Source organism: Lysinibacillus sphaericus (assembly GCF_015844675.1).
GTDB classification, from domain to species: domain Bacteria; phylum Bacillota; class Bacilli; order Bacillales_A; family Planococcaceae; genus Lysinibacillus; species Lysinibacillus sphaericus_E.
Map to the genome: position 1 here is coordinate 25,141 of NZ_LDGC01000015.1, position 14,675 is coordinate 39,815.

Genomic DNA, 14,675 nt, shown 5'->3' on the forward strand with positions numbered 1-14,675 from the left:
GTTTGACATGCGGACGCTTAATCAGCTTCCCCCCTTAGTAGTTTCTATTTTTTATTCTACATGACAAATTGCGACTCGCAAAGCAAAAAAAAATCGGAAACCGTTATATAACAGGCTTCCGACAAGTCATCAGTAGACTGACGTTGAAGATTTATTTGTATTTTCGAGTATTTCTTTTACTCTATTTAGGAATTTACCACAAACAAGTCCGTCGAGAACTCGATGATCTAAAGATAAACATAAATTCACAATATCTCGTGCCGCGAACATCCCACCAGGTAAAATAACTGGTTTTTTTACAATACTTTCCACTTGGAGGATAGCCGCTTGTGGGTAATTAATGATGCCCATCGACTGAACAGAGCCGAATGCACCTGTATTATTAACCGTAAATGTACCACCTTTTATATCATCCATCGACAGTTTTCCGGCACGAACTTTTCCTGCAAGCTCATGAATTTCCCTCGCAATGCCTTTAATCGATTTTTCATCAGCGTGTTTTATAACAGGAACAAATAACGCATCATCTGTTGCGACAGCAATGGAAATATTGATGTCATGCTTTTGAATAATTTTGTCCTCTGCCCACATAGAGTTCATCATTGGGAATTCCTTTAGAGCTTGAGCTACAGCTTTTACAAAGAAAGCAAAATACGTAATATTAAAGCCTTCTTTTTGCTTAAACTTAGTCTTTATGCTATCACGATATGCTACTAAATCTGTGACGTCCACTTCCATCATCATCCATGCATGTGGCACTTCATGAACGCTTCGTACCATATTATTGGCTATTGCACGGCGCACCTTCGTTACTGGAATTTCAATATCACCTGCTTGCATCGGTTGTGTAGGTGTAGCCGCTTTCGTATTCTCTTGTGCTGCATGTGTTGTAACCGGTGCTGATTGCGGAACTTTTTCATCGACTACAGGTGATGTTTCCACTAGAGGCGTTGGCACATTCCCTGTTTCAATCAGTTTCATTAGGTCTTTTCTTGTAATACGTCCACCTTCACCAGTACCTGTGATTTGATCAAGGGCAATTTCATACTCTTGTGCAAGTCGAAGAACAGCTGGTGAATAACGTACTTTATCCTGACGAACTGTTTTTTGCGATTCTCTTGTAGCTGTAGTTGGTTGCTGAGTCTCCTGTTTCTTTTGTACACCTGCATTTAAAATTGCCGTACTCACCGCTGATTTTTTAGCTGGAGGTGGTGGAGGTAACTCACTGTCACCTGCTATTTCAACGGAACAAACAACTGCACCAACCGGTAACGTTTGCCCTTCCTCTGCAAGTAGCTCTGATATGACTCCTTCAAAAGAAGATGGGATTTCTGCATTTACTTTATCTGTAACAACTTCTGCTAGTGGATCATATTTTTTTACTGTATCACCTGGTTTGACAAGCCATTTTTCAATCGTACCTTCTGTTACACTTTCGCCGAGCTGTGGCATTGTAATATTTTGAATAGCCATCATCTATTCCCCCCATCAATTATGCCTAGGTGTAATTGTATCTATCAAATTACTATCATATTTATATAAACTCTCACCATTTACCACATGAGTGGTTAACAGAAATAGATCCATTTATATTAGAATGCGGCAAGTTCTCGCATCGCACGCTCTACTTTATCAGGGTTGATCATAAAATATTTTTCCATCGTCGGTGCGTACGGCATTGCCGGAACATCAGGTCCTGCAAGACGCTGAATTGGTGCATCGAGTTCAAATAAACAATGCTCTGCAATGATTGCTGCAACTTCACTCATAATGCTACCTTCTTTATTATCCTCAGTAACTAGTAAAACTTTACCTGTTTTACTTGCCGCCTCAATGATTGCTTCTTTATCAAGCGGATAAACCGTGCGTAGGTCAAGAATATGCGCTGAAATACCATCTGCTGCTAGACGCTCTGCAGCTTGTAATGCAAAATGGACAGCTAAACCATACGTAATAACAGTAACGTCTTCCCCTTCCCGCTTAACATCTGCCTTACCAATCGGCAATGTGTAATCGTCTACTGGGACTTCGCCTTTAATAAGTCGATATGCACGCTTATGCTCAAAAAATAGCACTGGATCTTCATCGCGAATCGCTGCTTTTAATAAGCCTTTAGCATCGTACGGTGTTGAAGGTATAACAATTTTTAATCCTGGTGTTCCTGCAAAAAGCGCCTCTACAGATTGCGAATGGTAAAGCGCTCCGTGAATACCTCCACCAAATGGTGCACGTATAACCATCGGGCAAGACCAATCATTGTTTGAACGATAGCGGATTTTTGCAGCCTCAGAAACAATTTGGTTAACTGCAGGCATGATGAAGTCAGCAAATTGCATTTCAGCAATTGGACGCATTCCATACATCGCAGCACCAATACCAACACCTGCAATAGCACTCTCTGCAAGAGGTGTGTCAAGTACCCGATGTTCACCAAATTGATCGTAAAGACCTGCTGTCGCTTTGAAAACCCCACCTTTACGACCAACGTCCTCTCCTAAAATGAAAACACGCTCGTCACGTTCCATCTCTTCCTTCATCGCTAATGTAATCGCATCAATATAAGACATCACTGCCATTACATGTCACCTCCGTCCACTGGTGCATATACGTATTTCATAGCATGCTCTGGTGGTGCATACGGAGCAGCTTCTGCATAATCTGTTGCTTCATTCACCTCTGCCATGACACGTTCTTCTATTTCAGTACGCAGTTTTTCCGTCATAACTCCAGTATCCATTAGATACTTTTCAAATAACAAAATTGGATCCTTTGCCTTTCCTTCAGCTATATCCTCAGCAGTTCGATATTGACGATCATCATCATCCGAAGAATGCGCCGTTAAGCGATACGTCACTGTCTCTATTAAACTTGGACCTTCGCCTCTACGTGCACGATCAGCCGCTTCTTTCACAACCTTATAGACTTGCAACGGACATTTTCCATCAACTGTAACACCTGGCATACCATAGCCAATACCGCGATCTGATACTTTCGCACAGCCTAATTGACGTTCAACTGGCACAGAAATTGCATATTGATTATTTTCTACCATTATAATTACTGGAAGCTTATGCACTCCTGCGAAGTTCGCACCTTCATGGAAATCACCTTGGTTAGATGAACCTTCACCGAGTGTAACGAAGGTAATAAAATCTTCCTTTTGTAGGCGCCCTGCTAATGCTACGCCCACCGCGTGTGGAACTTGTGTCGTAACTGGCGAAGAACCTGTTAAAATACGATTTTTCTTATGTCCAAAGTGACCTGGCATTTGGCGCCCACCCGAGTTCGGGTCCTCTGCTTTAGCAAATGCAGATAACATCAATTCTCTCGGTGTCATACCAAAATGTAAAACAACACCCATATCACGATAATAAGGTGCAATATAATCTTTGTTATGATCAAGAGCAAATGCTGCCCCTACTTGCGCCGCCTCCTGACCCTGACAAGAAATAACAAACGGAATTTTACCAGAACGATTTAATAACCACATTCGTTCATCTAGTCTTCTTGCCATTAACATCGTTTCGAATATTGCAAGCACATCTTCATTTGTTAAACCTAAATCCTCATGCTTAATTTGAACACCTTGCATACGAACACCCCTTTCGAACGTTTCGCTTTCGCTACAAAAACACTTTCTGGATACAGATAACTAAAGCAATTATGGCTCTTCATAAAAATATGTACTTGATTGCACATTCCACTCCAGAAAGGACGTTTTCCATGAACGACGTCACCTTCCTCTTTATGAGCACTTATATCAATCTACCTGTTAATCAAGAACAGATTTTTGTTTGACCCTAGACTTTAGTTACAGAAACTACGAATCTTAAAAATGAATGGCCCGATGATCCACTGCTAACGCCGATTCCGCTAGCACCTCATTCAGTGACGGATGTGGATGAATGGCCTGACTTATTTCCCAAGGCGTTGCATCTAATAATTTAGCAAGCGATGCTTCTCCAATTAAATCTGTCACATGTGGTCCTACCATATGAATACCCAAAATATCATTCGTTTCTTCATCAGCAACAATTTTTACAAAACCATCCGTCTCTCCATTAACTAATGCTTTTCCGATCGCCTTGAACGGAAACTTACCAACCTTCAATGAATAACCTTGCTCTTGTGCATCTCTTTCTGTTAAGCCAATACTTGCGACCTCAGGGTAAGAATAAACACATTTCGGAACATTTAGAACATCAAGTCCCTCTGTTTTACCCGTTGCAATATGCTCAATAGCAGACACCCCTTCGTGTGAAGCAACATGCGCTAATTGTAAGCCACCAATAACATCCCCTATGGCATACATATGTGATTCCTTCGTTTGATACGAATCATTGACTTTGATAAATCCATTTTCTACTTCTATTTCTGTATTTTCTAAACCAATACCTTGTGTATTGGCTTCACGTCCAACACAAAGCAATAATTTATCTGCCTCAAACAATTCATCCTTATCATTTACTTTTGCAGAAATGAAAACGTTATCATTTTCAATTTTAAAGGATTCTGAATCTAAGCGAGCGTTCGTCACAATGCGGACGCCTCTTTTTTCAAGTTGCTTTGTAACTTCTTTTACAATATCCGCATCCTCTGCAGGTAAAATGGATGGCCCATATTCAATGACCGTTACGTAAACCCCAAAATCGCAAAGCATCGAGGCCCATTCAATTCCAATTACTCCTCCGCCAACAATTAACAACGACTTTGGCAGTTCTTCCATTTCCAATGCATGATCAGAATTCATCACATATTTACCATCAACCGTTAGTCCCGCCATTCCTCTTGGCTTTGATCCTGTAGCAATCACCACATTTGTTGGAACTAGCATTTCATTTTCATCGCCATTACTCATTTCAACTGAAATAGTGCCAGGCATCGGTGAGAAAATAGATGGACCTAAAATTCGCCCTAATCCCTGATAAACGTCTATTTTGCCCTTTTTCATCAGTGTATTCACACCTTGGCTCAATTGCTCAACAATAGCTTGCTTCCTTTCTTGCACTTTGTCGAATTGCAATGTAACCCCTTCAATATCAACACCATATTCAGCCGCAGTTTTATTTGCCATACGATACACTTCTGCACTTCTAAGTAAGGCCTTACTTGGTATACAGCCTTTATGCAAGCATGTTCCACCTAGTCGTTCACGTTCGACAATAGCTGTTTTTAAGCCCAATTGTGCAGCTCGAATTGCAGCTACATAGCCCCCTGTACCTCCGCCTAAAATGACAACATCATAGTTTTGAGCCATATAGATTCCCCCTTGTGAGAAAAATGCTAATCATTAATGTAATCTATTAATTTACGATAAAGTTAGAAGAAGTCGACAATGCGACTTCTTTCAACGAATAAGCGGCACTTAACGACCGTTTAAAATATTTTTTTCATTTTTTAAGAATTGGCTACGAGACTTTGATACTCGAGCGATACGTTCTTCTGCTAAACGATTAGCTGCTACATACGTCGGTATACCATCACGTTTAGAAATCGCGAAGATTTTTTCAAGACTATCGTAAATGCCTTCGACACGTTTCATTGCACGTTCACGGTTATATCCATATAATTCATCAGCTACATTTATTACTCCACCAGCATTAATTACATAATCAGGTGCATAAACTATCTCTAATTCATGTAAATAATCACCATGTCGAGAATCTTGTAATTGGTTATTGGCAGAACCTGCGATAACCTTTGCTTTTAGTTGCGGAATCGTTTCATCATTTAAAATCGCCCCTAATGCACAAGGTGCGAAAATATCAACTTCCTGTGAATAGATTTCCTCCGGTGCTACAGCAGTCGCATCAAAATCATTCACAACGCGATCAATTGCCACTTGATTAATGTCTGTAACAACAAGTTTTGCACCTTCATTATGTAAATATTCGCAAAGCTTGTAGGCTACGTTCCCTAAACCTTGTACAGAAATAGTACGTCCCTCTAATGAGTCAGATCCAAATGCTTCTTTTGCTGCTGCTTTCATCCCAAGGTAAACGCCGTATGCAGTTACTGGAGAAGGATTTCCTGATGAACCAAAAGCAGGGGAAATTCCCGTTACATAATTTGTTTCTTCATGCATTAAATCCATATCTGTCACTGTTGTACCTACATCTTCTGCCGTAATATAACGACCATTAAGCCCTTGGATAAAACGTCCTAGTGCACGGAACATTTCTTCATTTTTATCTTTAAATGGGTCACCGATAATAACCGTTTTTCCACCGCCAAGGTTTAAACCAGCTGCAGCATTTTTATAGGTCATCCCTCTTGCTAAACGCAATGCATCCTCTATCGCATTTTCTTCTGATGCATATGTCCACATACGTGCCCCGCCTAATGCTGGTCCAAGTGTTGTGTCATGGATAGCGATAATCGCTTTTAACCCTGATGCTTCATCTTGGCAAAATACCAATTGTTCATAATCATACTTTTCCATATACTTGAAGATTTCCATGAAAACTCGCCCCTTTGCTTTGGAAAGTGCATCCCCAAATGCCCATTCCAATTCAGTATAATTAGTATATCAATTATGCCTCGGCATAACTGCGTCCGGAATCGGCTTTGTGCATAGGCCTGCAGATGTTTTTTGTGCGAAAGCGCAGCGACAACACGACGCAGGTCAGTTAGCCGTTATCGCATGGATGCGATGATTTTAGGCTAACATCCTATATTGTTTTTCTTTCCGATTCTGTGACATCCGCCAGAGGCTTTAAATTCTTTTACCAGGTATTTGGACACCTGCTGAAGAATTTAAAATTGTTTAACAATGGATAATATTGCTCCATTTAATTTTACAATACTGACAATTTCACAATTTAGCAACTATTATTACATTTTCTTGTTTAAGTAAGAATTTTCTAAAGATTCAGTTATGATTATCACGTTTTGTCTTACTTGTTTTCTGGTTCATCAGTTCCATAGTTTTATAACGTTTCTTGACATTCCAATATCCACAGGTACAATTAAACTTAGGAATAAGGAGGGACGTGCATGGCTCGTTTTGCTGCATTTATAGTAATGCTTATTCCCGGTCTTATGGCTGCAGGTGGCATTAAATTTATGCGTGATACATTATTTGGTAAGCTCATTTCACCTTTCCCATTTTTATGGCTACAATTTGTCGTTGGCATTATTCTTTTTGTTATAGGCTTTGGCTTTTTCGCAGGTTTTTTACTTCACCGCGATCGGAAAAATGGAAAAGTGGCTCCGCGCTTCCAAAAAAAATAAAAATAGCTATCCTAATAAGTCTAAGGCGGACTTATTGGATAGCTATTTTTATCTTCATTCAAAATCTTCAGCTACATTTTCTATTCTGTGCGAAAGCGAAGCGACAGCAACAACAATATTGCCGAGGCGACATTGATTAACGTTGTTGTCGCTTAATCACTTTATCTGGAAAATCAGAAATCCAACCAATTACAGAAGGATGGGGATTCGTTAAAAATGCTTCATTCCCATCAATTGCATAAAAACGACATGCTTTATCACTCGCTACACAAGCCTCTAAATATCTTGGTTTATAATATCTTTTATGCATATGAACACTATCAATTGCTTTGTAATCACGAAGCAAATCCCATTTTAATTTTTTCGTTGCTATAAGTGCTGTTTCATAGTCTGGCTTATATTGTTTCACAATCTCTAAAAGCTCATAGTGAAACGAAGAAAAATGACTACCTCCAGGCAAAGTAAGCCCATGTAGCATTTGAATAAGTGCGCTTTTATTATCAAGAAGTGTTGATTTTAATTCAATATTAAGTGGGAGCTGTTGAGAATTTGCCCATGCTAAAACAACTTCAAACGTCGGAATTTTATACGTTGAAAATACTCGTCTCCACGGCTTCCCAAGTTTAAAGCTTATTAGCTCCTCTTTCGTACATTCGTTCACAAGCTTATTGATGCCTACTAATCTTGATAGCTGTGGATCATGAAACACTACTGGAATGCCCTCTTTTGAAAGCTGGATATCTAATTCAATTCCATCTGCCCCTAGCTCTAATGCCTTTTCAAAAGACTTCAAAGTATTTTCAAGTGCATACGCGGATGCCCCACGATGTGCAAATACAGGAATAAAGGATTCGCTAAGCATTTAACTCACCAAATTCAATAAGAAATTTACCCTTTTTAATCTTATTTAATAAGGATGATTTTTTGCCAATTTGAATATAGGTACCAGGATGTGCTTCCTTCGTAACAGTAATCTCCTCTTTTCCAGCATGGCGCATTTCATCCATTATGAGTTTAACCTCACGATCAATGGTCACTGCATCCGCTTTCAATTTTGTTAAAACTTGTTTTGTACCTTCAAATGTAGCTATTTGCTCCTTAGACATTTGGTTTAGGAGTGGCAGTAAGCTTTTAATTTTCCCCTCGTGCTCAGCGATTTCTGATTGCAGTTGCTTAAGCTTCTCCGCCTTCTCTTGCATAATAGAATAGCTTTCCTGTTTATTGACGCTTTCGATAATTAAATCAGTTCGACGCTCTAAACGATTTCCTGAGATGGCCGTAACGATTGTATTTTTGGCTACTGCACGGCCCCCAATAATTTTTCCTTTTCGTTCGTCCACAAAGATAGAATGGGCAGAGAGCTGGGATCCTAATGCATAAGATCCTATATGAATGCTGTCAGCTGCAACTAGATTTGCTTCATTAACATGCTTAACGAAAATATTGCCGCCTGCCTCTACAAGCGTTGATCCTAGACCAAAAATCCCTCCGCGAATATAGACGTCGCCTTCAAGGGATTTAATCAGTTTGGCACCGCTTACACCTTCGGCACCCTCAATGGAAATATCTCCAGTAGCAATGACTGTATAGCCTGATGTAACTGTTCCTTTAATGCTTAAAGAGCCATTAAATTCGAGATTCCCTGTTTCAACGCCCACGTCCCCATGAATTGGCAAATGTCTATTAACTCCGATCATGCCTTTGACATCATCTAATACACCAGCTATTTTTGAACGGATGACAGTTTTCCCATCCTCTTCCACTTCATAAGCCGATTTTTTATCATATCGTATAGGAAAATCACGACCCGGTACTGCAGCCATTATTTCTCCTAGTACATTTTCCCCTGGTTTACCTAATGTCGCAGGAATTTTCTCGCCTAGCCACGAACCTTCGGATATTTCAGAAATAAAGTTCATGTCATAATAATCAGCTTTGCCATCTTCGCGAATTACTGGCTTTCTCTCTGGTTTAGGTAAGTATGTAATTTGTGCATCTGTTCCTGCTACTGGTTGTGTACCTTGAGCAATTAAAAATGCTTTTCCTGTCTCAATGTTAGAAATATCAAAATCTAATATGCCATGAACAATTCCTTCGCTTTCGATAGTTTCCAAAATTTGTTCCGTTAATTTCTCTTTATTCTTTAGAATATAATCATGTGTTTCATAGATAAATATTGAGGCAGACATTTTATCTCGTGCAACTTCAGCTTCAACATTTGGAAGCCAGCGTCCAATTTCAACAGGGCTTGTGCTTTCAGTTGCTAAGACATTTTTTAATATTGAAAAATTTGACAATTTAAGTCGGGGATGACTTCGTAAAATACTATCAAATTCTTTTAATGGAAAACCGGCACTGAAAGTAAGCATATACACTTTGCCATTTTCTTCTGTTATTTCGAATTTATCATTTCGAACTAGAATCAAGCTACCTCCTCCTTCCCTCTAACTGTAAGTATATACAATCTATTTACATTTGTTTAGAGACAATTGTCACTACTCAGAAAGAAGATACACATACTTTATAAGCAATATTCACATCCAATATTTTCATTTTCATATGATAATTAGGTGATTTATACTATACAAAAGTAATATTTTACTCAGTTCTTCAAAATCTCACTGTCCAAATTGTATAAATTTCACTATTAACAATCAGGAAATTTACTAAATCTTCAACTAACTAAAAAAACAGATAATATATCTGTCTTAATTTTCATAATTTTACTTAGGCCTTCAATACTAAATACATATCCCTCGGAAACCATTTATACAGAGTTGAATGATGACTCTTAATCTTCCTCCAGAATAGACTCAATGCGCAAATGAGCGCCTAGTTGATCAAAATTCAAGAGCTGCTCACGTGTCATGTAGTAAACGCTAATGCTTCCATTCATTCCAAGCCGCACTTCAAATAAATTATCTTCTATCTGCGTTATTTCTAACGAGTTTTTTTCGTCAAGCTGTATGTTTACGCTTTTCACCTGTTATCACCCCAAATCAATTATACCTCGGTATAATTGTGTCCGGAATAGGCTTTGGGCCAATCCGATGTTGATCACTCAATCTTGTGTTGCTGTTGCACAGTCAAATTGCCACAGTACGTGGCGTTCTTAGACTGAGTTCCTCTATTTCAGCGGTTGTTGGAGACATGCTGAAATAAGTTATAAACGATCAACAGCATTGTCGATCGTTTAATTAATTACTTTCCTAATACATGTTCCGCTAATACACTTTGAATTTTATATATGTTAGTTGATTTATTAAAGCTTTTCTGTATCGGTAATTCATTACCTGAAACCCAAATTTTCAACTCTGCATCTAAATCAAATGTCCCTGCCGTTTCAACTGAAAAATGAAGAATACTTTTATATGGAATTGAATGGTATTGCGTCTTCTTTCCAGTCACTCCTTGTTTATCGATTAAAATAAGTCTTTTATCCGTAAAAATAAACGTGTCTCTAATAATTTTGTAAGCATTCTTAATTGTTTCATTAGGTGTTAATAAGCCTTTAACTTCTTCCTTTAACTTTTCTAGATTAACTTCACTTGCATTACCTATTATTCCATCAAATATCCCCATCTTTACTCCCCTTCCTAATGTCCATCCTTCATTTAGAATATGAGATTATTTTTCCATAAATTACGTGTGCAATTTTCAAAAATTTTATTTCCTTCATATAGCTATACAAATAACGATTAGGTAACTGTGAAACTGAGTTCCTGCTTAATGTAATTCTTAAAGAGCGTTATAGTCAGTTCAAAATACTTCCAAGTCTTTAGTGATAAATATTTAACGTCATAGTGCAACTCGTAAAGGAATCTAATTTAATAATCGTACTCTTATCGAACGTAAAAAAGACATCCTTTCAATCATAAAGTGTAATACATTTAGCTTGAATTGAACTGAGTAAGCCTGTTTTGTTACTATTCTACGTAATCAAACCTCTCCAAATTAAAATAGACCTCTCAAACAGTCGGTGTAGACTGTCTAAAAAGGCGTTATAAAATATAGAGTAAAATTGCTATAAATAATAATTTTCTAATCATTCTCCGCTAAGTCAAACCTATAACCACGATTAGCTCGCGATCATAGCAAATGAATTCGCTATTTGTCGTAAGGGAATGTAAAAATTTTAAATGTTGATACATAGGGGTTTTTTGAACATATTTTATTTAACTAAAGTTTCATTCATTTATCGGTCTGAAAATCTGTTGGTATTCTTCTATTGTATGGTAGGGTGTGGGTGATTCAAAAAAAACAACCTACTCAAAAGAGAGTACGCTGTTATTCTTCAATTCCTTTTGCTCTAATATCAATCATCTTTAATGCAATATCAGAAACTAAAACTGTATTAGCCTTAATAATTTCTAAGTCATAATCATTAGGCTCATCTATATACTTTTTAAGTGCTTGAAACCTTATATCTTGGTATTTTTTCAGTTCTTCAAATAGGTATGCAATCTTTTTATCACCTTCAGTAATAGTATTTAATTTGATAATATACATACTTTCTTCAACTGATTCACCAGTTTCGATTAACTCTTTCATTTGATAATCCTCTAATGGCAAATTGGAAGTGCCTAACAAATATTCATTCAAGTTTTCTTGATGTTCAACTAGGATGATATTGAAATCTTTCATAATTATATCGACTTCTGCACTTAAATCATTTTTAGGTTGTGGGTCAATAACCTCTTCTTCCATTTCTTTTGGTGCTACTTCAATTTTCTCTTTAGGTTCAGTTTCTGATACATTATTAACATCAGTCTTCACAGATTCATCCTTACCGCACGCCGATAGAATCATTATAAAACCAATTAGAGTTAACCATTTAATTTTCCTCACTTCACAACACCCCTATTTTCACTACTTACAGTTATATATTACCAATGATATAATTGTAAAGGAATACCTATTTTTTTATGAGCTGTGAGAATGGTTATGGTAGCGTACAAAATAAACAATTAGGGGTTCCCACTTCTTGTAAATACTTTTCCAATCTAATTCATATTAATCCTTGTGAGGCATGGTCAGAAAAATTGCCCCAAACATATTACAACGCGATTTTACAGCGAAAAAATGAACGAGAAATGGGTAACAGACGTGATGGAGTTCCATCTATTTGGTGAGAAACGTTACTTATCACCCGTCCTTGATTTATGTAATGGCGAAATCATTGCATACACAGTAATGAATCGTCGCCTGTATAAGCTGGTCCATGATATGCTAGAACAAGCATTGGGGCGCCTTCAATCAGGTGATCAAGTCGTTCTTCATTCGGACCAAGGTTGGCACTATCAAATGAAAAAGTATCAACGAACATTAATACAACATGGGATTACGCAAAGTATGTCCCGTAAGGACAATTGTTTAAATAACGCAGTCATTGAAAATTTCTTTGGCTTATTAAAATCTGAACTCCTGTATCTATAAGAATTTGAATCCAAGGTACATTTTGGAAAGTGATTTGAGGACTATCGTCACTTTTACAATCACAAACGAAGACCTAAGCCCGGTAGAGTACCGAACTCAGGTCTTAGAAGTTGTTTAACTAAATATGCCTAACTTTTATTGGTCAGGTCATTAACGCCTATGCTTTATCAAAAATTAATGTGACATCGTTATTCTTTGACAAGCTATTTTTGCCGCTGGCGTTCCAACACCAGCATCAAGTGCTGCATCTACTGATTCTCCCCAAGAACCACTGTTAGCCTTTATTTCGTTCCCTGCTGTAAAAATTCCCTCCGCTACAATTTGAACACAATCAAAATAGTCTGGGTTAGGATTACTTTCAAGATACTGTGCAGCTAATTCGTCTGCTTTCTTTTGTATTGAAACTCGACCTTGTTCAGCCAATGAACTAAAAACACTCTCAGCTTGCCCACCAAAGTGTACTATTACGTCGTTAATGTCTTGACCAGTACGATGTATATCTCCCATTTCAGATGACATATTTATTCCTCCCAATCCTTGAAATTTGAACATGTTTTTAAGTTCACAAATATTTTCTCCAACAGAGATTGTTCTTATCCATCAACAACTATCCTAAATAATCCTCAATTTCCACTAAAGTAATTTAACTCCACAACTACATATTCACTAATATTCCCCAGCATCAAACATCCTTTTTGCGTATAGCTTTAAGGTTTGACTTCATTTTCAATATCAGTCAAAAAAAAAACACCTCCATGAACGGGATTTTCCCCATAAATGAATGTGTTTCATAATTTAATTCAATTAATTAACATTAGTTTTATGATATGAACTCTGTAGTTAGTCTGTATGAATTCTCTCTAAATAAGTCCTGTAATCCTTTGTAGCTCTAACCTTAGCTCGCCATCATATCAATGCGAATCTTGTCAGCGATCATGGCGATGAATTCGCTATTTGTCGGTTTCGACTTCAAATGATGTACCGTATAACCAAACATCGACGAAATCGATTCATAATTGCCACGGTTCCATGCGACTTCAATGGCATGACGAATCGCACGTTCAACGCGTGATGGTGTTGTATTGAATTTTTTAGCAATTTCTGGATATAAAATTTTCGTCACAGATCCTAATAACTCGATATCTTCGAATACCATCTGAATAGCTTCTCTCAAATAAGAGTAACCTTTTATATGTGCAGGAACGCCAATTTCTTTAATAATGGCCGTAATTGTGCTATCTAATTGATGTTGATTTAATTTTTGAGGTGCCGTCGGTTGTAAAACACTTGTCTTTTTAGGAAGTGTTGCTTTCTGTCCAGCACAATGTAAGATTTTTTGAACCAATTGATCAAATTCAAATGGCTTTAGCATGAAATAGGATGCACCTAAGTCTACAGCTTGTTTCATCACATCTTCTTGACCAAATGCAGTTAACATTATAACTTGAATTGATGACATTTGTTCATTTTGATACATCGACTCTAAAACAGCTAGCCCATCAAGATGTGGCATAATAATATCTAGCAGCAAAATATCTGGTGTGAATTCCTCAAGCATTTGTAAACAAACTTTACCATTTGAAGCAGTTGCAATGATTTCAATTTCTGGATGTCCTTGAAAATACTGCTCCATCGTTTTTAATAACTCACGATTATCATCTGCAATCGCTACTTTAACCTTTGTCATTTAAAATTCCTCCTTCTGAACTGTGCTTCGAATATCCCGTTACCTACCCCAATGCTTTTTTTGCACACTGTGGAATTTTCGACATTTTTGTTTTAAAAACCTTTTCAATTTCCAAAAATGAGTATGTAGTCCGATACTTTCTTTTAATATCGACAAGTTATGATAAATAACTGACAAAGCTTCGAATGCTTCTACCATTTATTTTAGTGAAAAAATGGAGATAAAACTACAGTTTTTTATAAGTATCGCTAATCACTTCATAAATAAACGAAATACATGGTGAACAATATATTTTCATGAAAAAAAGGAGCCACCTTTT

At 37.5% G+C, this 14,675-nt stretch carries 13 protein-coding genes and 1 pseudogene; 2 read left to right on the forward strand and 12 right to left on the reverse strand.

Annotated elements, in window-relative coordinates; genetic code table 11:
* Window positions 1-129 precede the first annotated feature (129 nt).
* From ABE34_RS05670 to ABE34_RS05690, 5 genes are all read right to left on the reverse strand, one after another.
* On the reverse strand, window positions 130-1,473 hold the full coding sequence (locus ABE34_RS05670; protein ID WP_197141127.1) for a dihydrolipoamide acetyltransferase family protein: 1,344 nt from the start codon (window positions 1,471-1,473) through the stop codon (window positions 130-132).
* 119 nt (window positions 1,474-1,592) lie between these two features.
* The gene (locus ABE34_RS05675; RefSeq protein WP_079561764.1) at window positions 1,593-2,576 is read right to left on the reverse strand and encodes an alpha-ketoacid dehydrogenase subunit beta; all 984 of its coding nucleotides are present in this window, start codon (window positions 2,574-2,576) and stop codon (window positions 1,593-1,595) included.
* Window positions 2,576-3,592, reverse strand: coding sequence for a thiamine pyrophosphate-dependent dehydrogenase E1 component subunit alpha (locus tag ABE34_RS05680; protein WP_197141048.1), 1,017 nt, complete (start codon window positions 3,590-3,592; stop codon window positions 2,576-2,578). Before ABE34_RS05680 ends, ABE34_RS05675 begins: the two co-directional genes overlap by 1 nt.
* 237 nt (window positions 3,593-3,829) lie before the next feature.
* Window positions 3,830-5,257: a dihydrolipoyl dehydrogenase gene (gene lpdA, locus ABE34_RS05685; protein ID WP_197141049.1), complete on the reverse strand. Its 1,428-nt coding sequence runs from the start codon at window positions 5,255-5,257 to the stop codon at window positions 3,830-3,832.
* Window positions 5,258-5,365: 108 nt separating this feature from the next.
* The gene (locus ABE34_RS05690) at window positions 5,366-6,460 is read right to left on the reverse strand and encodes a Leu/Phe/Val dehydrogenase (RefSeq protein WP_197141050.1); all 1,095 of its coding nucleotides are present in this window, start codon (window positions 6,458-6,460) and stop codon (window positions 5,366-5,368) included.
* A 536-nt stretch (window positions 6,461-6,996) separates the two neighbouring features.
* Here ABE34_RS05690 and ABE34_RS05695 point away from each other — a divergent pair.
* Window positions 6,997-7,233, forward strand: coding sequence for a DUF2627 domain-containing protein (locus tag ABE34_RS05695; protein WP_079561768.1), 237 nt, complete (start codon window positions 6,997-6,999; stop codon window positions 7,231-7,233).
* A gap of 136 nt (window positions 7,234-7,369) precedes the next feature.
* Here the strand turns inward: ABE34_RS05695 and ABE34_RS05700 are convergent, their stop codons facing one another.
* From ABE34_RS05700 to ABE34_RS05720, 5 genes are all read right to left on the reverse strand, one after another.
* Window positions 7,370-8,095: a glycerophosphodiester phosphodiesterase gene (locus ABE34_RS05700; RefSeq protein ID WP_197141051.1), complete on the reverse strand. Its 726-nt coding sequence runs from the start codon at window positions 8,093-8,095 to the stop codon at window positions 7,370-7,372.
* Window positions 8,088-9,659: a DUF342 domain-containing protein gene (locus ABE34_RS05705; protein WP_197141053.1), complete on the reverse strand. Its 1,572-nt coding sequence runs from the start codon at window positions 9,657-9,659 to the stop codon at window positions 8,088-8,090. Before ABE34_RS05705 ends, ABE34_RS05700 begins: the two co-directional genes overlap by 8 nt.
* Before the next feature lie 365 nt (window positions 9,660-10,024).
* The gene (locus tag ABE34_RS05710; RefSeq protein ID WP_197141055.1) at window positions 10,025-10,216 is read right to left on the reverse strand and encodes a hypothetical protein; all 192 of its coding nucleotides are present in this window, start codon (window positions 10,214-10,216) and stop codon (window positions 10,025-10,027) included.
* A gap of 218 nt (window positions 10,217-10,434) precedes the next feature.
* Window positions 10,435-10,815 carry a PH domain-containing protein gene (locus ABE34_RS05715; protein WP_197141056.1) on the reverse strand — a complete coding sequence of 127 codons (381 nt, stop codon included), beginning with the start codon at window positions 10,813-10,815 and terminating at the stop codon, window positions 10,435-10,437.
* Between the two features lie 705 nt (window positions 10,816-11,520).
* On the reverse strand, window positions 11,521-12,081 hold the full coding sequence (locus ABE34_RS05720) for a hypothetical protein (protein WP_197141057.1): 561 nt from the start codon (window positions 12,079-12,081) through the stop codon (window positions 11,521-11,523).
* 178 nt (window positions 12,082-12,259) lie between these two features.
* On the opposite strand from ABE34_RS05720, the pseudogene ABE34_RS05725 reads away from it, so the two are divergent.
* A pseudogene (locus ABE34_RS05725) lies at window positions 12,260-12,787 on the forward strand (IS3 family transposase); the annotation flags it as partial.
* 56 nt (window positions 12,788-12,843) lie between these two features.
* Here ABE34_RS05725 and ABE34_RS05730 read toward each other — a convergent pair.
* Window positions 12,844-13,188 carry a hypothetical protein gene (locus tag ABE34_RS05730; RefSeq protein WP_197141060.1) on the reverse strand — a complete coding sequence of 115 codons (345 nt, stop codon included), beginning with the start codon at window positions 13,186-13,188 and terminating at the stop codon, window positions 12,844-12,846.
* Window positions 13,189-13,564: 376 nt separating this feature from the next.
* Complete coding sequence (spo0A, locus tag ABE34_RS05735) at window positions 13,565-14,356, reverse strand: sporulation transcription factor Spo0A (RefSeq protein WP_079561794.1); 792 nt, start codon at window positions 14,354-14,356, stop codon at window positions 13,565-13,567.
* Window positions 14,357-14,675 lie beyond the last annotated feature (319 nt).

Coding starts and splice junctions, on each gene's coding strand:
- ABE34_RS05670 (WP_197141127.1), bottom strand. CDS start 1,473: ATGGCTATTCAAAATATTACAATGCCACAGCTCGGCGAAAGTGTAACA.
- ABE34_RS05675 (WP_079561764.1), bottom strand. CDS start 2,576: ATGGCAGTGATGTCTTATATTGATGCGATTACATTAGCGATGAAGGAA.
- ABE34_RS05680 (WP_197141048.1), bottom strand. CDS start 3,592: ATGCAAGGTGTTCAAATTAAGCATGAGGATTTAGGTTTAACAAATGAA.
- lpdA (WP_197141049.1), bottom strand. CDS start 5,257: ATGGCTCAAAACTATGATGTTGTCATTTTAGGCGGAGGTACAGGGGGC.
- ABE34_RS05690 (WP_197141050.1), bottom strand. CDS start 6,460: ATGGAAATCTTCAAGTATATGGAAAAGTATGATTATGAACAATTGGTA.
- ABE34_RS05695 (WP_079561768.1), top strand. CDS start 6,997: ATGGCTCGTTTTGCTGCATTTATAGTAATGCTTATTCCCGGTCTTATG.
- ABE34_RS05700 (WP_197141051.1), bottom strand. CDS start 8,095: ATGCTTAGCGAATCCTTTATTCCTGTATTTGCACATCGTGGGGCATCC.
- ABE34_RS05715 (WP_197141056.1), bottom strand. CDS start 10,815: ATGGGGATATTTGATGGAATAATAGGTAATGCAAGTGAAGTTAATCTA.
- ABE34_RS05730 (WP_197141060.1), bottom strand. CDS start 13,188: ATGTCATCTGAAATGGGAGATATACATCGTACTGGTCAAGACATTAAC.
- spo0A (WP_079561794.1), bottom strand. CDS start 14,356: ATGACAAAGGTTAAAGTAGCGATTGCAGATGATAATCGTGAGTTATTA.